Source organism: Actinacidiphila sp. bgisy167 (genome assembly GCF_057707665.1).
In genome coordinates, this window is sequence record NZ_JBYIQP010000109.1 from 1 (window position 1) to 17,418 (window position 17,418).

The window sequence follows — 17,418 nt, forward strand, 5'->3', positions numbered from 1 at the left end:
ACGGATCCCACACGGTGGACGTGGTGACGTCGCCGTCCCAACCCGCCCGTACCCGCGCACCGCCTTCGGCCGGCCGGTGGTGCCGGACGGCCTCACCGAACCGCTCACCGGTCTCGACGCGTGGTACGGCGCCGGGCTCCCGCCCTTCCGGATCACCGAGAACGGCTGCTCCCGGGCCGGCCTCCCCTCGGATGACGGCGCGATCGGTGACGAGGCCCGCGTCGACTACCTGCGCACCCGCATCGAGGCCGTGCGGAGCGCGCACGCCTGCCGGGTCGACGTCCGCGGCTGCTTCGTCTGGTCGCTGCTGGACAACTTCGCGTGGGCCGTGGGCTACCACCAGCGGTTCGGACTCGTCCACGTCGGCTACGCGACCCAGCGGCGCACGCCGAAGGCCTCGTGCCCTGGTACCGGGACCGCATCGCGCAGGCCCGCCGCAGCGCGTCCTGACGGCACGGATCCCGGCGCGGATCTCGGCAGGGGTCCTCGGCTGGGGTCTTCGGCCGGGCCTTCGATAGAGGTCTTCAATCGAACGATAAGGAGGTGGTCTTGGACACCCCACGCACGGCGGGGCGACGATCGAGGGCGAGATCCCCGTTGTCACGGAAGAGCCGCCGTGGGCCGGATACGGGGATGGTCCCAAGGAGTCCCCATGCTGATTCCGCGCGCCTCGGGGGCCTGTGCCCCGCTCCGTCCCGAGTCCGGTCGTCCGCATGGCGGCTGACGCGTCCGGGGCGACCGATACCGTCGACGCCGCGTCCCGCGAGCCGTCCCGCACCCGCGAGAGGCGCGGCAGACGCCGCCTGGCGCGGCTGCCACCGCGCACGATCGCCTCGGCGGCCGTGACGACCTCGGTCGGCCTGGCCCTGCTGGTGGTCCTGGGCACGCTCACCCACCAGACGGTGCTCGTGCCGCCGCTCGCCGCCACGATGGCCATCGTCACCGCGACCCCCGACTCCCCGCTCGCGCAACCCCGCCACGTCATCGGCGGCCACATGCTCGCCTGCCTCGTCTGCTTCGGTGTGCTCGCCCTCGGCTGGCACGGCCCGTGGGCCGCCGTCGTGGGGTGCGGTATCGCCTGCGGAGTCGTCCTGCTGCTCAGAACGCCTCATCCGCCGGCCATGGCCACCGCGGTCATGATCATGCTCACCACCCCGTCCGCCACCCACTTCGTGCCCCTGCTGGCCGTCGGCGCGGTGCTGCTCCTCGTGGTGCAGACGGTCTCCGCCCGCCTGCGGCGCGAGGTCTACGCCACGACGTGGTGGTGACAGGTGAGCTCGGCCTGCCGGGTCGGTGCGGTGGCGCGGGCACACCGGGGGAGGGTCTTCCCGGAGCCTGTCGGGGGGGGGCACGGTGGTGGCGACGAGGGAGCAGCTGCTGCCGCGGCCCGCGGAACCGCTCAGTGATCGCTCGCCGGCGTGGACGCCGCTGGAGCGAAGTCCTTGACGAGTGCGAGGAGTCGGTAGACGGGGTCGGGGCGGGCCGTGTCCTGCCCGGGGAGCGCGGTCAGGCGTCCGGCGAGGGTCTCCACGTCGCCGTCCTGCAGGGCGAGCGCGGAGGCGAACCCGCCCGCCGCGATCCGGGCGGCGAGATCGCGGGGGGTGCGGCCCTGGCCGTGGCCTGCGAAGCGGGCTTCGGCGGCTGGGCGCAGGCCGTGCGAGGCGGCCTGCCGTAGCACCCGTCCTTCCGCGTCGTGCGCCTCACGGGTGCGGAACGGCGCGAGGAGCGCGTCGACGTCGCTCCCCACGTCGTGCCCCGCGTCCTTGTCGACGGTGGTGACGAACACCCCGCCGGGCCGCAGCACCCGGGCGCACTCGGCGATCACCGCGGGGGCGTCCGGCAGCAGGTGGAGCACCCACACGGCCGTCACCGCGTCGAGCGAAGCGGTCGCGAACGGCAGCCGGCGCACGTCGCCCTGGACGATCCCCGGCCCTACTCGGTCGGCGGCGAGCCGGGCCATGGCCAGGGCGGCGTCGACGCCCAGCACGCGCAGCCCGGCGCGGCCGGTGTAGCGGGCCGTCACCAGCCCGGTGCCGCAGCCGATGTCGAGCACGGTGCCGGCCGTTCTGGGTATCAGCTCGAGCACGGCGGTTGCCGCGGCCTCGGCCCGGGGGACCCCGCCGCGGGTGGCGTCGTAGATCGCTGCCTGCTCCTCGTAGTCCAGCACGCCTGGAGGTTAGCCGCCCGCCATGCACCCGACGGCGGCCAAGTGACCCTTGTCACAAGCCCCGTGCCGCGATGCGCTGTGCCCGGCGTCAGGGGGGCGGTGAAAGACAGCGAGAGCTGCCGCCCGTGCGTTCCTCCGCTCCACGCCTCGTCCGCCGGCTCGGCCGGCCCTGGACCGCGACCGCGATGCCGGGGCCTGACCCCGTCGCAACGACCGTCGTCGCGACTACGCCGCACAGCGCCTCGAGCACAGGCACGGGCACTTGTGCAACGGCCGCGCTCGCTCGACCGCTACCGGGGTCACCGGCGAAATCCGACCGCGTGGGGCGGCGATCCGACCTGCGCCGCCGCTCCCCACGCAGTGCGGGTCAGTTGAAGGAGGACGGATCGGGGCCGAGGCGCCCGCCGTTGTCGAGGGCGTCGATCGCGGCCATGTCCTCGCCGTCGAGCTCGAAGCCGAAGACGTCGAGGTTTTCCCGGATCCGCGACGGCGTCACGGACTTGGGGATCACGACGTTGCCGAGCTGGAGGTGCCAGCGCAGGACGACCTGGGCGGGGGTCCTGCCGTGCTTGGCGGCGACGGCGGCGAGGGCGGGCTCGTCGAGGAGTCCGCGGCCCTGGCCCAGCGGTGACCAGGCCTCGGTGGCGATGCCGTGCGCCGCGTGGAAGGCCCGCAGCTCCGCCTGGGGGAGGTTCGGGTGCAGCTCGATCTGGTTGACGACGGGTACCACGCCGCTCTCGTCGAACAGGTGCTGCAGCTGCGCGACCGGGAAGTTCGACACGCCGATGGTCCTGGCACGTCCGTCGGCGTGGATCTTCTCCAGGGCGCGCCAGGTCTCCAGGTACAGGCCGCGGGCCGGGGTGGGCCAGTGGATCAGGTAGAGGTCCACGTAGTCCAGGCCGAGTTTGCCGAGGGAGGTGTCGAAGGCCCGCAGGGCGTTGTCGTGGCCCTGATCGGTGTTCCACAGCTTGGTGGTGACGAACAGTTCCTCGCGCGGGATGCCGGAGGCGGCGATGGCGCGGCCGGTGCCGCTCTCGTTCTGGTAGAGCGCGGCCGTGTCGATGCTGCGGTAGCCGGCCTCCAGGGCCGTGGCGACCGCCGTGGCGGCCTCGTCGTCCGGGACCTGCCAGACGCCGAAACCGAGCTGCGGCATGGTGACGCCGTTGTTCAGGGTGATGTCGGGAACCTTGCTCACGAGCTGGTCTTCCTCACTGTGTCGGAGTCGGACTCACGGTATGCCTCCGCTAGAGCGATCTTCGCCTGGGCGGCATTCCCCCACGTAGGCCTAGGTATGGTAAAGAGCCTCGATCTCCCGCGCGTACGCCTTCTCTATCGCCCTTCTCTTCAGCTTGAGCGAAGGCGTCAGCAGCCCGCCCTCCTCCGAGAACTGCCCGGCCAGGATGCGGAAGGCGCGGATCGACTCGGCCTGGGAGACGAGCGTGTTGGCGGCGACGACGGCTCGCCGGACCTCCGCCTCCAGGTCGGGGTCGCGGATCAGCCGGTCCACCGGCAGCACCGGCTTGGCCCGCATGGTCTGCCAGTGCCCGATGCCCTCGGGGTCGAGGGTGATCAACGCGGCGACGAAGGGCCGGTCGTCGCCGACCACGACGCACTGCGCGACCAGCGGGTGGGAGCGCACCCGGTCCTCCAGCACCGCGGGCGAGACGGACTTGCCGCCGCTGGTCACCAGGATCTCCTTCTTCCGCCCGGTGATGGTGAGGTAGCCGTCCTCGTCGAGCGCGCCGAGGTCGCCGGTGGCGAGCCAGCCGTCGTGCAGGGCCTCACCGGTGGCGTCGGGGTCGTCGAGATACCCGCTGAAGACCTGTCCGCCGCGCACCAGGATCTCGCCGTCTTCGGCGATGTGCACCGAGGTGCCCGGGACGGGCACGCCCACCGTGCCGAACCGCGTCTGCTCGGGCGGGTTGGCGACCGCGGCGGCCGTGCTCTCGGTGAGCCCGTACCCCTCGAAGATCCGCACGCCCGCGCCGTCGAAGAAGAGCCCCAGCCGCCGGTCCATCGCGGAGCCGCCGGAGAACGCGTGCCGGACCTTGCCGCCGAGGGCCCCCCGCACCTTGCCGTAGACCAGCTTCTCGTACAGCTGGTGCTGCATCCGCAGCGAGGCGCTGGGCCCGGGTCCGGTGCCGAAGGCCCGGGCCTCCATCGCCTCGGCGTGCCGCACCGCCACGTCCACGGCCTTCTCGAAGGGCCCGAGCCTGCCCGCGGCCTCGGCCTTGCGGCGGGCGCCCTGGAAGACCTTCTCGAAGACGTACGGGACGGCCAGCACGAAGGTCGGCTTGAAGGAGGCCATCGCCGGCAGCAGCTCGGCGGCGGCCAGCTCGGGCTGGTGGCCCAGCCGGACCTTCGCGCGGACGGCCGCGACCTCCACCATGCGCCCGAAGACGTGGGCGAGCGGCAGGAAGAGAAGGGTGGACGCCTCGTCGCCGTTCCTGCTGTGGAAGACCGGTTCGTACCGGGCCACGACGTTGTCGCTCTCGACCATGAAGTTGCGGTGGGTGATCACGCACCCTTTGGGGCGGCCGGTGGTGCCCGAGGTGTAGATGATCGTCGCGGCGGCGTCCGGGGTGACCGCCTTGCGGTGCCGGTGCACCAGGTCGTCGTCGACGGCGAAGCCGTGCCGGGCCAGTTCGGACAGCGCGTCGGAGTCCAGCTGCCACAGCCGTGTCAGGTGGGGGAGCCGGTTGACGACCGCGCCGACCGTCATCGCGTGGTCCTCGTGCTCGACCACGCAGGCGACCGCCTTGGAGTCGTGGAGCATCCAGCGGACCTGGTCCGAGGAGGAGGTGGGGTAGATGGGGACGGGCTGGGCGCCGATCGCCCAGAGCGCGAAGTCCAGCACGGTCCACTCGTAGCGGGTGCGGGACATCAGGCCGACGCGGTCGCCGAAGCGGATCCCCTCGGCCAACAGGCCCCTGGCCACCGCGAGGACCTCGTCCCGGAACCGGGCGGCCGTGACGTGCTCCCAGCCCGCCGCGCCGTCCCCGTCACCCGTGCCGTCCGCGCCGCCCCTGCTGCCTGCGCCGCCCGCCGGGGCGCGGCGGCTCAGCACGACCCGGTCCGGTTCCTCGTCGGCATTGGCGAACACGGCGTCCGCCAGACCTCCGGCCTGGGGTGCCGTCACCAGTGCGGGCATGGTGAACTCGCGCAACGTCGCTCCTCGACCACTTGGGCGGCCACGAAACGTACCCGACACCACCTGGGGTGGACAGGGGTGCGCAGATTGCTGTGAAGGCCCGGGCGGGGGCCCGTGCGCACGGGGGACGCCCCCATCGCCTGTTACCGCAAGGAACATCGTGCCCGTGGGCGGCGTCCGGGCGTACCGGGGCCGCCCGGACTCTGCACCAAATCCCCTCGGGGGGCGCACGGCCGCTCTACAGTCCCCGGCGGGAAGCGGTGTTCGTCGCTGCCGCGCCTCCGCCCGGCCGTGCCCACTGGTCGAGCGCGGACAGGACCGGCCGCCGTCGGGGCACCGCGCGGCGAAGCGGGAAGCCGGCCGACGCCGCGGCCGTGGCCGCCGCGCCGGTGGGGCGGTCACGACCGCAGCGATCCCCCGAGGATCGCCGCCGCGAGGGCGTCCGCCGCCTCCTGCGCCGCGGGCCGCCGCCGCCCGTGCAGCAGGACGAAGTCCACGCCGCCGAGCTCCGGCAGCCCCGCCCGGGCCGGAACCCGCACCAGCCCGGGCGGGATCAGCCCCTCGGCGTGCGGCATCACCCCGAGCCCGGCGCGGGTGGCGGCGATCAGCCCGCTGAGCGAGCCGCTGGTGCACGCGATGCGCCACGCACGGCCGTTCCGCTCCATGACCTCCAGGGCCCGCGCCCGGGTGATCGCGGGGGCCGGGTAGAGGATCAGCGGTACGGGCCGCTGGGCCTCGGGGCGGTAGCGTTCGCCGGCGATCCACACCAGCCGGTCGCTCCAGACCAGTTCGCCGTGGGTGTCCCCGGACGCGCGCTTGCCGAGCATCACGTCCAGCCGTCCGGCGGCCAGCTGGCGGTGCAAGGTGGCCGACAGCTCCACCGTCAGTTCCAGGTCGACCTCGGGGTGCTCGCGCCGGAAGCGCTCCAGGATCTCGGGCAGCCGGGTCAGGACGAAGTCCTCCGAGGCGCCCAGGCGCAGCCGGCCGCGCAGCCGGGTGCCCGCGAACCAGCCCGCGGCGCGTTCGTTCGCCTCCAGGATCGTCCGGGCGAAACCCAGCATGGCCTCGCCGTCCTCGGTGAGCTCCACGGTGTGCGTGTCGCGCGTGAAGAACCGCCGCCCGGCGGCCTCCTCCAGCTTGCGCACATGCTGGCTCACCGTCGACTGGCGCAGGCCCAGCCGACGGCCTGCCTGCGTGAAACTCAGCGTCTGGGCCACGGCGACAAAGGTCCGCAGCTGCACCGGATCGAACACGCCGTCCAGCCTATCGCCGCTCATCGCGTTACGTGATGGCAGTGAGTGCGGTCAAAATCATTTACGATCGCCCGGCCAGCGGGCACGCTGGAGAGGGCCCCGTCCAGCACTGATGAGGAAGACCATGCGCCGCCTGCGTTACCCGTCCTGGCTCCCTGTGGACCCGTACATCGCGGCGCTGCTCGGCACCGTGCTCCTCGCGGCCCTGCTGCCCGCCCGGGGCGCGGGCGCCCACCTCGCGGGCGGGGCCTCGACCGGAGCGGTCGGGCTGCTCTTCTTCCTCTACGGCGTGCGCCTGTCCACGCGTGAGGCGATGGACGGACTGCGCCACTGGCGCCTGCACGGCACCGTCCTGGCCGCCACCTTCCTCGTCTTCCCGCTGCTCGGCCTGGCCTCCGGCGCACTCGTGCCGTACCTGCTGACGCCCGAGCTGCGCACCGGGCTGCTCTTCCTGTGCCTGGTGCCCTCGACCATCCAGTCCTCCATCGCCTTCACCTCCGTCGCCCGCGGCAACGTGGCCGCCGCCATCTGCGCCGGCTCCTTCTCCAGCCTCGCCGGGCTCGTCCTCACGCCGCTGCTGGCCGCGGTGCTGCTCGGCGGGAGCGGTGGGAACCTCACGGTGGACGCGGTGTTCGGCATCGTGCTGCAGCTGCTGGCGCCCTTCGTGGCGGGGCAGCTGCTGCGGCGCTGGATCGGCGGTTTCGTCACCCGCCACAAGAAGGTGCTCGGCCTGGTCGACCGGGGCTCGATCCTGCTGGTCGTCTACACCGCGTTCAGCGAGGGCGTGGTGCGCGGCATCTGGCACCAGGTCACCCCGCTGCGCCTGCTGGGGCTGCTGGTGGCGGAGGCCCTGCTGCTGGCCGCGATGCTCTTCCTCACCTCGTACGGCTCGCGCAGGCTCGGCTTCCCCCGCGCGGACCGGATCACCATCGTCTTCGCCGGTTCGAAGAAGAGCCTGGCGGCCGGACTGCCCATGGCGTCGGTGCTGTTCGGCGCCCAGGCCGGACTGATGGTGCTGCCGCTGATGCTCTTCCACCAGATGCAGCTGATGGTGTGCGCGGTGCTCGCCAAGCGGTGGGCCAGGCAGGCGGAGGCGGTCGCGTCCACGGCCGCCACGGCCACCGCGGCCGTCGCAACCACCGCCGCCCCGGCCGGCGTACCGTCCCGGGAAATCATGGCCGACCGCGGGTGAGTCCCGCCCGGCCGCTCGGCGGCGGGCCCGCTCAACGCACCGCGTCGACCACGAGGACCGCCAGCGCCATCGCCAGGAACAGCGCGTACGCGAAGAGGGCGCGCCCCCGGTCGCCGTGACGCAGCTGGCACAGCAGCACCCAGGCGAAGATCCCAGCCTCCAGCGCGGCCCCTGCGACGCCGACGGTAGGGTGCCGCAGTCCGGCGAGCACGACGACGGCGCCCAGCGTGTGCAGCGTGCCGAGAAGGGTCAGCACCCACAGGCGCCGTCCTTCCAGGACGCCCAGCCGGGTCAGCTCGTCGAGCCGCTCCCGGCCGGCCCGCGCACGGGTGAGCTGGGCGACCGCGGAGGGGACGACTTCCAGCAGCAGCAGGACGGTCAGCGCGACGGCGAGTGCGAACACCCGCACAGTCTGCCGTACGTTCGAAAGCGCTCAGTCCGTGCGGCAGATGACGAAGCCCGGGTAGGGGTGGCGTCCCGGCCGGTCGCCGATCTCCTCGACCGCCCGCCGGATCTCGCGGAGCTGCTCCACGGCCATCTCCAGTGGCGGCTCGTCGGGCTGGTAGGTGGTGCGGACGGGGTAGTCCACACCCGGTTCGCGGGTCATCTCGATGTGGCAGCCCAGCACATGGGTGACGGGGCGCTGCTCGGCGAAGGCGACCAGCCGGTCCAGGGTGCGCCGGAAGGCGGCCCAGTCCTCGACGTAGAGCCGGCCCGGGTAGACGGTGTCGCCGGTGAGGAGGAAGCCCGTCGCGGAGTCGAAGTAGGTGACGGCCGCGGCGTGGTGGCCGGGGGTCGCGAGGCATTCCAGCATCCGCCCCCCGAGGTCCAGGCGCGCCACGCGCTCGGGGTCCTCGGCGAGGCCGAGGAAGCTCCATGCGCTGTCGCGGTCCGCCGGCACCACGACGGTGTCGGGGCGGTCGGCGAACTGAGCGTCGCCCGCGACATGGTCGGAGTGGGCGTGGGTGTGCAGCACCAGCAGTTCGTACCCGGGCCGCTGCAGGGCGGGCGGCCTGAGTTCGAACAGCTCGTCCACGACCTCCCGCAGCGGGAAGAACTCCTCCTCCGGGGTGGCCCCGGTGTCCAGGAGCACGGCGCGGTCGTCGCCGAAGAGCAGGAAGAGGAAGGGGGCCTCGTAGTGGACCGCCTTGTTCTGCCGCAGGATGAAGGTGCGTTCGTCGTACTCGAACACCTGGATGTCGGGGTCGGTGTTGTGCTTCGCCGACGGCGACCCGTGGATCCAGCGCACGTCGAGCGGCTCCGGCGCCGGAGGGGTGGCTGCGTTCATGGGGACTCCTTCGTGGATACCCCGGTGCGCGGGCCGGGGCGGAGACGATGCTCCTGCGGAGTGGGGAGGGCAGGGCCGGCGTCCGACGGGGCGGCGGTGGACGCCGGTGGAGACGGTGTGGGACCTGGGCGGGAGTCCTCCGGGACGGGGCGAACTGCGTGCGGCGGGGCCCCACGGGCGACCGGCGGCCTCGCCGCCCTGGGCGGGGGAGGACGTCAAGACCTCACTTTCCGCGGGCAGTCGTCGCGTCGGCCGGACCTGCCCGGCGGGTCCGCTCCGCCGGGTGGCGCGGGGCGCCGTTTTGTGCGTCCCACCGGTCGGGAGGGACACTGTCCATGTGACCTCTGAGGCAACGGTGGCGACGTCCACCCACCATATCGGCGTTTTCGCCTCGGACCACGACGCCGACCGGACACGGCGCCGTCCGGCACGCCGTGACACCCCGGCGTACAAGACCCGGCACCGGCCGGGGCACTTCGCGTACCGCGCCCGCCGCGCTTACCGTGCTTTCGTCAGTGAACCCGACGGCAACGACACCGCGGCCGTCCTCAAGGAGGTAGCCCCCTGATGGCTCCGCGTCTCGTGCTCGTCCGACACGGCCAGACCGAGTGGTCCGAGAGCGGCCGGCACACCGGCTGGACCGACATCCCGCTCACCGAGGAGGGCCGGGAGGGCGCCCGCCTGTTGGGCAAGCGCCTCGCCCGCGCCCCCTGGCACGGCTTCCCGGGCGCTCGGGTCCGCACCAGCCCCCTCCAGCGTGCCCGCGAAACCTGCGAGATCGCCGGTTTCGGCGACCGGGCGCAGACCTGGGACGTCCTGCGGGAATGGGACTACGGCGCCTATGAGGGCCGTACGACCTCGCAGATCCACGAGGAACGCCCGGGCTGGGTCATCTGGCGCGACGGCGTCGTCGACGGCGAGACCCTTCGGCAGGTCGCCGACCGGGCGGACGAGGTGGTGGCCTGGGCTCAGGCGGAGGACAGCGACGCGGTCGTCTTCGCCCACGGCCACTTCCTGCGCACCCTGGCCGCCCGCTGGCTCCGGCTAAACCCGGAGCGCGGCATGGTGCTGAGCCTGGCGCCGGCCTCGCTGTCGATCCTCGGCTGGGCGTACGGCGACCCCGCGATCACCCTCTGGAACGACACCGCCCACCTCCAGTGAGGCGCTGACCCGGGTGCGCAGCGACTTCAGCGCGCCCAGGGCGGGCTGATCCGCGACCCGTCGGGGAACACCGCCTCCAGACCGATCCCGGTGGTCACCCAGACGGAGGCGGGGCCGTTCCCCGGATTTCCCATGGCCAGCAGGGAACCCGCCGGCACCATGGCCACGTCGCCGGGTGACAGGTCGTGCGCCTCGCCGTCGATGGTCAGACGCGGGGTACCGGAAAGGACGAGGAAGACCTCCTCGCGGCTGATGGTGTGGCCGGGACCGGCGGTCCCGGCCGGCACCTCGAGCCGCCACGCGCACAGTTCGGTGCTGCCGGTGGCGGTGCATGCGTACGAGACGAAGCGGACGTCGTGCAGGTCGTGGACTTCGGCGTCGGCTGAGCGGACGACGGGCATGGGAACCCCTGTTCCTTGATAGGCAAGTAACTTGAGCAAGTTGGTTGCCTATATATTCAAGCCGCTTGCGCACTGTGTCAAGGTGGGCGGCATGAAGGACGAAGCGGCCCCGGCCATGGCCCTGGGCGTCAACCTGCTCGCCGCCGCCGGCGCCCTCACCGCCGCGATCCACGACGGTGTCGTCGCCCGCGGTTTCGACGACTTGCGCCCCGCCCATGGCTTCGCCTTCACCCGCATGGCAGCCGGTGGCGCCACCGTCACCGAACTCGCCGCGCACCTCGGGGTGACCCGCCAGGCGGCCGGGCAACTCGTCGACGAACTCGAGGCCAAGGGCTACGCCGAACGCCGTCCCCACCCGGACGACGCCCGGGCCCGGCGCGTCGTTCTCACCGACCGCGGCCGGGCCTGCACCCGCGCCGCCGAGCAGGCCGCCGCAGACGCCGTGCGCTCCTGGGCCGACGTGCTCGGCGAGGACCGGCTGCGCGCCCTGTCCGCCGACCTGGCGCGCCTCGCGCCCGGCGGCCCCGTCCGGCCCGCCTGGTAGGCGGCCCCCGGCGACGGACTCCACTGGAGACTCCGAGCCCCACCTCACGGCTCCGGAACGCGGCCCGGGGCGAGAAGCCGCGGTGGCCGCGGGGGCAGTCCCGGCTCGACCGGTGGCTGCATCCGAGGGCGGTTAGCATGCCAGGAGGATGCGATTCGCGGTTGAGGAGGCGGGTCCACCATGGCCGACGACGTCACGATCCCCGGCATCGATCCCACGTCAGAGCCCAGCGGTGACGGCTGCGCCGACTGCGGCGCCGGCCAGGGGCCCGGCTGGTGGCTCCACCTGCGCCGCTGCGCTCAGTGCGGGCACATCGGCTGCTGCGACTCCTCGCCGTCCCAGCACGCCACGCGGCACGCCCGGGAGGCGGGCCACCCGTTCATGACCAGCTATGAGCCCGGTGAGGACTGGTTCTGGAACGTCGAGACCGAGGAGTTCTACGACGGTCCCGCACTGCCTCCGCCGCACTCGCGCCCAGCAGGCCAGCCCTCGCCGGGTCCCGCGGGCAGGGTCCCCGCGGACTGGCAGGCGCAGCTGCACTGAGGACGCACCGCGCGGGCGGGCCGGCGTACCGGCGCCGCCCACGGCCGGGGACGGGACCCCGGCGAGCGGTGAGGACCGTGGCGGGACCAGCCGGCGCAGGGGGCGCAACCTCGCCGGCCGGTCCCGCGCGCGTGTACGCGCGCTGGACGGGTCAGACCCGCCCGGCCGCAGGCGCGGGCAGGGCGATCCGCTCTTCGCCCGCGTACACGTTCATGGAGGCGCCCCGCAGGAAGCCCACGAGGGTGAGCCCGGACTCGGCGGCGAGGTCGACGGCCAGGGAGGACGGGGCCGACACGGCGGCGAGGACCGGGATGCCGGCCATCACGGCCTTCTGGGCGAGTTCGAAGGAGGCCCGACCGGAGACCATGAGGATCTTCCCGGCGAGCGGCAGCAGGTCCTGCTGGAGGGCCCGGCCGACGATCTTGTCCACGGCGTTGTGGCGGCCGACGTCCTCGCGCAGGTCGAGCAGTTCGCCGTCGGCGGTGAAGAGGGCGGCCGCGTGCAGACCGCCGGTCCGGTCGAAGACGCGCTGCGCGGCGCGCAGCCGGTCGGGGAGCGCGGACAGCAGCGCGGGCTCGAGGCGCAGCGGCGCGGGGTCGGCGATGGGCCAACGGGCCGTGGTGCGGACGGCGTCGAGGCTGGCCTTGCCGCACAGACCGCAGGAGGACGTCGTGTAGACGTTGCGCTCCAGCGTGATGTCGGGGACGGCGACCCCGGGGGCGAGGCGCACGTCGACGACGTTGTAGGTGTTGGACCCGTCGACGGTCGCGCCGGCGCAGTACACGATGTTCGCCAGCTCGTCAGCGCCGCCGAGCACACCCTCGCTGACCAGGAAGCCCGCCGCGAGCGCGAAGTCGTCGCCGGGGGTGCGCATCGTGATCGCGAGCGGCTTGCCGTTGAGCCGGATCTCCAGTGGTTCCTCGGCGACCAGGGTGTCCGCGCGATGGTCGACGGCTTCGTCCCTGATCCTCAGTACCCGACGTCGTTCGGTGACCCGTCCCATGTCGATCAGTCCCGGTTCTGTACGTGCTGGAAGCCGCTTGGGCCCTTGATACAGAGGTTGCCACGGGTGATCGCGCCGTACCCGGGCGCGGGCCCGGGAACGGGTCCGGCCCGGAGTGTTCGACCCCGGACGAATACTGTGTACAGTATTCGCCTGGCAGGGGTCAAGGGGGCGTAAAGGTGCTTCCCGGCGGGCCGCGGGCCGAGGAGGGTGCGCGTGCAAGCGGCCTTCCGGCCGGTTACCGCTGCCGCCCCGCCGCCTGGCATGATCGCTTCCATGGCCGGCCCGCCGTCGGCGCGGTCGCCGACTTCCCGCAAGAGCAGTGCCGGAAGTGTGAAGAGCATCACGCTCGGGTGCGGTGTCCGTGCCCGGCCCTGGCGCACGTAGACTGTAGACGAAAGCCAATCATCCCCGGGAAAGATTGGGGGCCCCGATGCTGTCCAGCGGGCTGTCGCAGGGATCCGTGCCCAAGCTCCAGCGCCCCGGGCCCTTGCGTGACCAGGTGTACGAAGCGCTGCTCGAGCTGATCATCACCCGCTCGCTCACCCCCGGCCAGCACCTGGTGGAGACCGAACTCGCCGGCCACCTCGGGGTGTCCCGCCAGCCCGTGCGCGAGGCCCTGCAGCGGCTCAACACCGAGGGATGGGTGGATCTGCGCCCGGCCCAGGGGGCCTTCGTCCACGAGCCCACCGACGAGGAGGCCGACCAGCTCCTCGTGGTCCGCGCCCTGCTGGAGACGGAGGCGGCCCGCCTCGCCGCCGCCAACGCCACCTCCGCGGGCCTGGCGCGGCTCGAGGAGCTGTGCGAGGCGGGCGAGGCAGCCGTCGCCGCCGACGACGTCGACGCGGTCGTCGCCGCCAACGCCGCCCTCCACGCCTGCGTGATGGAACTGGCCGGGAACGCGGTGCTCGCCGAACTCGCCCGGCAGGTCGAGCGGCGCGTGCGCTGGTACTACACCCCGGTCGCCCGGCAGCGCGGTCAGCAGTCCTGGGTCGAGCACCGTGAGCTGATCGCGGCCATCGCCGGACGCGACGGCGAGCGGGCCCAGCAGATCATGCGCGCGCACACCGAGCACACCAGGACCTCCTACCACCAGCGGGCGCATGAGGACTGACCCCGGCACGCCCGCCGGCCCGCAGGCTCCGCCGGGCTGTCCGCCCCGGCCGGGCCGCTCAGAGCAGCGGCTTGCCGTCGAAGTGCCCGAGCCGCTCCCGGTACAACTCCACGTTGATCCCGTTGGGGTCGCGGAGGTAGAGGCTGTCCTCCACGCCCCGGTCGGGCCCGAGATAGTCGATCCCGGCCTCGTCCAGCACGCGCTTGGCCTCGGCGAACTGCTCGGCCGTCACCGACAGCGCCAGGTGCTGCAGGCCGCCGATCGTCTCGTGGTGCTCGGGGTGCTCGTGGCCGGGGAAGTCGAAGAAGCCCAGCAGGTTGCCGTGGCCGATGTCGAAGAAGAAGTGGCTGGAGCCCGCGTAGTCCCGGTTCTCCACCAGCTCCACCAGCGGGAAGCCCAGGAACTGCTGGTAGAAGCGGATGGTCTCCTCGACGTCCCGGCAGATGAACGCGACGTGGTGCACCCCCGCCGCCGTGGTCGCCGGCCGCGCCGCGGGCTCGCGCAGATACCTCGCGCGCAGCTCCTCCCGCCGGGCCCGTACCGCCTCCAGCTCTGCGCCCTGCGGCTCGCTCATGATCGGTTCCGCCTCCCTCGTGCCCGCGCTTGTCGACGTCCCAGCATGACGGCACCCGCGGCCGGATGAACAGACGACAACGCCGTCGGCCACCTCATCGGCCGCCGACGCCCGAAACGACCGTTTAATACGGTGCGGCCGGAATACCCGCCCGGCTAGCCTCCGGCCATGATGTCCTTCGACCGACTGGCGGCCTTCGCCCTGGTGTCCCTGGTGCTCGTGGTGATCCCCGGCCCCAGCGTCCTCTTCGTCATCGGCCGCGCGCTCGCCCACGGGCGCCGCGTCGCGCTGACCTCCGTCGCCGGCAACACGCTCGGCTCGTACGTCCTGGTGGTCGCCGTCGCCCTCGGCGTCGGCCCGGTCGTGGAGCGCTCGGCGCTGCTGTTCGCGGCCCTCAAGCTGGCGGGCGCCGCCTACCTGGTGTACCTGGGCGTCAAGGCGGTGCGGCAGCGGAGGGGGCTCGCCATGGCGCCCGGGGACGCGGGGGACGCGCGCGGCGCACTGCGCACGCTCGGCGAGGGCTTCGTGGTCGGCGTCTCGAACCCCAAGACCATGGTGTTCTACGCCGCGGTGCTGCCGCAGTTCGTCGACCGTCCGGCCGGGCACGTCACCGTGCAGATGCTGCTGCTCGGCCTGGTCTTCAACGTGATCGCCCTCGTCTCGGACAGCGCCATGGGCCTCGCGGCGGCGGCGGCCCGATCGTGGTTCGCCCGTTCCCCGCGCCGTCTGTCGCTGGTCGGCGGTGCGGGCGGCCTCGCGATGATCGGTCTCGGGGTGACCGCCGCCGCCACGGGACGTACCGACTGAACGGCGTCGCGCTGGTTAGGCTGGTCGGATGGACGACGGACACGTGGACGACACGGCCGCCCTGCAGCGGCTGCGCCACCTGCGCGGCAGCATCGACAACCTGGACGCGGCCCTGGTGCACCTGCTGGCGGAACGCTTCAAGGCCACCCAGCAGGTGGGGGAGCTGAAGGCGGCCCACAACATGCCGCCCGCCGATCCGCGGCGCGAGGCGGAGCAGATCGCCCGGCTGCGGCAGATGGCCGAGGAGGCGCACCTCGACCCGGCCTTCGCGGAGAAGTTCCTGAAGTTCATCGTCGAAGAGGTCATCCACCACCACAAGGCGATCGCCGCCGACCGCAAGGGCTGAGACACCGCGTGGGCCTCAGCCGTGGCGTTCCACGACTGAGGCCCACGTCATGCCGGCACGGTCCCCCGGTGACACGGGGGTGGTCCGGGGTTATCGCGGTGGTCGGGAGGGACACCCGGTCTCCTGGCACGAGGTTCCGTGCCGAAGCCCGGGCGCTTCCCGGCGGTCACGTCAGCCCACGGGCTGCGGGCTGCGCTGGACGTCCTTCTTCTTCGGACGGCCCGGTGGGGTGAGGAAGAGCGCCACGAAGCCGGCGAACAGCGAGATCGAGCCCGCGAGGGTGAACGCCCCGCTGTGGCCCCAGTGCGACACCACGTAGGCGCCCATACCCGAGCCGAGCAGACCCGAGACGAGCTTGGAGCTGTAGACCAGGCCGTAGTTGGACGCGTTGTTGTTCTCGCCGAAGTAGTCGGCCGTCATCGCCGCGAACATCGGGAAGATCGCGCCGCCGCCGAATCCGGAGATGGACGAGAAGATGAGGAACAGCGGCAGGTTCCCGATGTCGGCCGACCACAGGATGCCGTACTGCGACAGGCCGAGCACGATGCAGACGAAGATGAGGCACTGCTTGCGGCCGTAGCGGTCGGACAGCCAGCCGATGACGCCGCGGCCCGTGCCGTTGACGATCGCCTTCAGGGACATGGCCGTGGCCACGATCCCGCCGGCGAAGCCCGCCTCCTTGCCGATGTCGACCTGGAAGGCGATGCCGAAGATGTTCACGCCCGAGGTGCACAGCAGGCAGAACCACATCAGCGCCACCCGGCCGGTGCGCCAGGCCTCCGCGGGGGTGTACTGGCGGACGGCGGGCGGGTTCTTCTCCAGGGCGCGGCGGGTGCGCGGGTCGTCGGGCACCTTCAGCGGGTCGATGTCGGCCGGCCACCAGTTCTTCGGCGGGTCCTTGAAGAAGTGGCCGGACACCGCGACGACCGCCGCGAGGAAGACGCCGACCGAGACCAGCACCCAGCGGAAGTTGGTCAGGTCCATGTAGCCGGTGAAGAGGAAGACGAACGGCACCGAGCCGTAGGCGAAACCGCCGTTGACGAAGCCGGTCTTGCCGCCCTTCCGCTCGGGGTACCACTTGCCGACCATGTTCACGCAGGTCGCGTACACCATGCCGGCGCCCATGCCGCTGAACATGCCGAAGCCGAGGTACGCGAAGACGACGTGCGGTGCGTACGCCAGCGACAGGTAGCCCAGGAAGGTGCCCAGGGCGCCGAGCATCATCGCCCAGCGCGCCGGCAGCCTCCCGGACTCGCGGAGCTTGCCCGCCGGGAAGGCCACCGCGGCCTGGAAGAACACCCAGACGCCGAGCATCCAGAAGATGTGCAGGCTGCTCCACGCGTGTGCGGTGTGGAGCGTCTCCTCGGCGGACGCGAACGCGTACTCCGCCGAGCTGATGCCCATCATGCCCACCCACGGCAGGATGACCATCCACTTGCGCTTACGCCCCATGATGTCCACATCGGTCTCGCCGATGCGGTACACCCGGCCGTTGCGGTCGGTCACCTCTCGGTAGGTGACGGGTGTTTGGGACGTCGATGTCGTTGACGCCATTGTCATGATTCCCCTGCCTCGAAAGAGTCTGGCCAGCGCCCCCTGGACCTGGGGCCGGCACGGGTCGGTCCCGTGGGAGACCGACCCGTGCCGGCCCCCGTGCTCTTTTCGTGCTGCGCGGCGGGCCCGGTCCGCGCGGTCCACGCGGCCCGGTCTCGTCACGGTGGTGCGTCGGTCAGGGCGGCCCTGCTGCCCCGGCCCACCGGTGGACGGTGCCCGGCACCGCCACCGGTCGCTCTGTGGTGTGTGACCGCGTGTCCTCGCGGCCCCTGGTGTCCGCCATCGGTCAGATCACCCCCTCGGTTCGCAGCGCGCTCAAC

20 protein-coding genes are annotated in these 17,418 nt (G+C 72.6%); 10 read left to right on the plus strand and 10 right to left on the minus strand.

All coding sequences use genetic code 11. The features are described from left to right. Window positions 1-79 precede the first annotated feature (79 nt). Window positions 80-724, plus strand: coding sequence for a family 1 glycosylhydrolase (locus AC3ET4_RS27975; protein WP_431954290.1), 645 nt, complete (start codon window positions 80-82; stop codon window positions 722-724). After that, on the plus strand, window positions 714-1,268 hold the full coding sequence (locus AC3ET4_RS27980) for an HPP family protein (protein WP_431954253.1): 555 nt from the start codon (window positions 714-716) through the stop codon (window positions 1,266-1,268). Before AC3ET4_RS27975 ends, AC3ET4_RS27980 begins: the two co-directional genes overlap by 11 nt. A gap of 131 nt (window positions 1,269-1,399) precedes the next feature. Here AC3ET4_RS27980 and AC3ET4_RS27985 read toward each other — a convergent pair whose 3' ends face one another. From AC3ET4_RS27985 to AC3ET4_RS28000, 4 genes are all read right to left on the minus strand, one after another. Continuing rightward, on the minus strand, window positions 1,400-2,167 hold the full coding sequence (locus tag AC3ET4_RS27985; RefSeq protein WP_431954255.1) for a class I SAM-dependent methyltransferase: 768 nt from the start codon (window positions 2,165-2,167) through the stop codon (window positions 1,400-1,402). Between the two features lie 367 nt (window positions 2,168-2,534). Continuing rightward, complete coding sequence (locus AC3ET4_RS27990) at window positions 2,535-3,362, minus strand: aldo/keto reductase (RefSeq protein ID WP_431954257.1); 828 nt, start codon at window positions 3,360-3,362, stop codon at window positions 2,535-2,537. A 90-nt stretch (window positions 3,363-3,452) separates the two neighbouring features. Continuing rightward, entirely contained in the window at window positions 3,453-5,333 is a 1,881-nt protein-coding gene (locus AC3ET4_RS27995; RefSeq protein ID WP_431954259.1) for an AMP-dependent synthetase/ligase, read from the minus strand. 383 nt (window positions 5,334-5,716) lie between these two features. Further along, window positions 5,717-6,595 (minus strand): LysR family transcriptional regulator, encoded by an 879-nt coding sequence (locus AC3ET4_RS28000; protein ID WP_431954261.1) that lies wholly within the window; start codon window positions 6,593-6,595, stop codon window positions 5,717-5,719. Between the two features lie 100 nt (window positions 6,596-6,695). On the opposite strand from AC3ET4_RS28000, the gene AC3ET4_RS28005 reads away from it, so the two are divergent. Beyond that, window positions 6,696-7,763: a bile acid:sodium symporter family protein gene (locus AC3ET4_RS28005; protein ID WP_431954263.1), complete on the plus strand. Its 1,068-nt coding sequence runs from the start codon at window positions 6,696-6,698 to the stop codon at window positions 7,761-7,763. A gap of 31 nt (window positions 7,764-7,794) precedes the next feature. Here the strand turns inward: AC3ET4_RS28005 and AC3ET4_RS28010 are convergent, their stop codons facing one another. Beyond that, window positions 7,795-8,166 carry a DoxX family protein gene (locus AC3ET4_RS28010; protein WP_431954265.1) on the minus strand — a complete coding sequence of 124 codons (372 nt, stop codon included), beginning with the start codon at window positions 8,164-8,166 and terminating at the stop codon, window positions 7,795-7,797. 30 nt (window positions 8,167-8,196) lie between these two features. Then, window positions 8,197-9,051 (minus strand): MBL fold metallo-hydrolase, encoded by an 855-nt coding sequence (locus tag AC3ET4_RS28015; RefSeq protein ID WP_431954267.1) that lies wholly within the window; start codon window positions 9,049-9,051, stop codon window positions 8,197-8,199. A 337-nt stretch (window positions 9,052-9,388) separates the two neighbouring features. Between AC3ET4_RS28015 and AC3ET4_RS28020 the strand changes: the two genes are divergently transcribed. Beyond that, window positions 9,389-9,619, plus strand: a complete 231-nt coding sequence (locus AC3ET4_RS28020; protein ID WP_431954269.1) for a hypothetical protein — start codon at window positions 9,389-9,391, stop codon at window positions 9,617-9,619. Further along, window positions 9,619-10,212, plus strand: coding sequence for a histidine phosphatase family protein (locus AC3ET4_RS28025; RefSeq protein WP_431954271.1), 594 nt, complete (start codon window positions 9,619-9,621; stop codon window positions 10,210-10,212). The genes AC3ET4_RS28020 and AC3ET4_RS28025 overlap by 1 nt, the downstream gene beginning before the upstream one ends. 26 nt (window positions 10,213-10,238) lie before the next feature. Here the strand turns inward: AC3ET4_RS28025 and AC3ET4_RS28030 are convergent, their stop codons facing one another. Further along, complete coding sequence (locus tag AC3ET4_RS28030) at window positions 10,239-10,613, minus strand: cupin domain-containing protein (RefSeq protein ID WP_431954273.1); 375 nt, start codon at window positions 10,611-10,613, stop codon at window positions 10,239-10,241. 91 nt (window positions 10,614-10,704) lie between these two features. On the opposite strand from AC3ET4_RS28030, the gene AC3ET4_RS28035 reads away from it, so the two are divergent. Both AC3ET4_RS28035 and AC3ET4_RS28040 read left to right on the plus strand, forming a co-directional pair. Beyond that, window positions 10,705-11,157, plus strand: a complete 453-nt coding sequence (locus tag AC3ET4_RS28035) for a MarR family winged helix-turn-helix transcriptional regulator (RefSeq protein WP_431954275.1) — start codon at window positions 10,705-10,707, stop codon at window positions 11,155-11,157. Between the two features lie 180 nt (window positions 11,158-11,337). Beyond that, window positions 11,338-11,700 (plus strand): UBP-type zinc finger domain-containing protein, encoded by a 363-nt coding sequence (locus tag AC3ET4_RS28040; RefSeq protein WP_431954277.1) that lies wholly within the window; start codon window positions 11,338-11,340, stop codon window positions 11,698-11,700. A 151-nt stretch (window positions 11,701-11,851) separates the two neighbouring features. On the opposite strand, the gene fdhD is transcribed toward AC3ET4_RS28040, so the two are convergent. Further along, on the minus strand, window positions 11,852-12,703 hold the full coding sequence (gene fdhD, locus AC3ET4_RS28045; RefSeq protein ID WP_431954279.1) for a formate dehydrogenase accessory sulfurtransferase FdhD: 852 nt from the start codon (window positions 12,701-12,703) through the stop codon (window positions 11,852-11,854). Between the two features lie 433 nt (window positions 12,704-13,136). Here fdhD and AC3ET4_RS28050 point away from each other — a divergent pair, with 433 nt between their 5' ends. Next, window positions 13,137-13,817, plus strand: coding sequence for a GntR family transcriptional regulator (locus tag AC3ET4_RS28050; protein ID WP_431954281.1), 681 nt, complete (start codon window positions 13,137-13,139; stop codon window positions 13,815-13,817). A gap of 58 nt (window positions 13,818-13,875) precedes the next feature. On the opposite strand, the gene AC3ET4_RS28055 is transcribed toward AC3ET4_RS28050, so the two are convergent. Then, window positions 13,876-14,391: a VOC family protein gene (locus tag AC3ET4_RS28055; RefSeq protein ID WP_431954283.1), complete on the minus strand. Its 516-nt coding sequence runs from the start codon at window positions 14,389-14,391 to the stop codon at window positions 13,876-13,878. 168 nt (window positions 14,392-14,559) lie between these two features. On the opposite strand from AC3ET4_RS28055, the gene AC3ET4_RS28060 reads away from it, so the two are divergent. Beyond that, the gene (locus tag AC3ET4_RS28060) at window positions 14,560-15,198 is read left to right on the plus strand and encodes a LysE family translocator (RefSeq protein ID WP_431954285.1); all 639 of its coding nucleotides are present in this window, start codon (window positions 14,560-14,562) and stop codon (window positions 15,196-15,198) included. A 28-nt stretch (window positions 15,199-15,226) separates the two neighbouring features. Further along, on the plus strand, window positions 15,227-15,544 hold the full coding sequence (locus AC3ET4_RS28065; RefSeq protein WP_431954287.1) for a chorismate mutase: 318 nt from the start codon (window positions 15,227-15,229) through the stop codon (window positions 15,542-15,544). Window positions 15,545-15,715: 171 nt separating this feature from the next. On the opposite strand, the gene AC3ET4_RS28070 is transcribed toward AC3ET4_RS28065, so the two are convergent. Continuing rightward, window positions 15,716-17,098: an OFA family MFS transporter gene (locus AC3ET4_RS28070; RefSeq protein ID WP_431954288.1), complete on the minus strand. Its 1,383-nt coding sequence runs from the start codon at window positions 17,096-17,098 to the stop codon at window positions 15,716-15,718. Window positions 17,099-17,418: the final 320 nt, after the last annotated feature.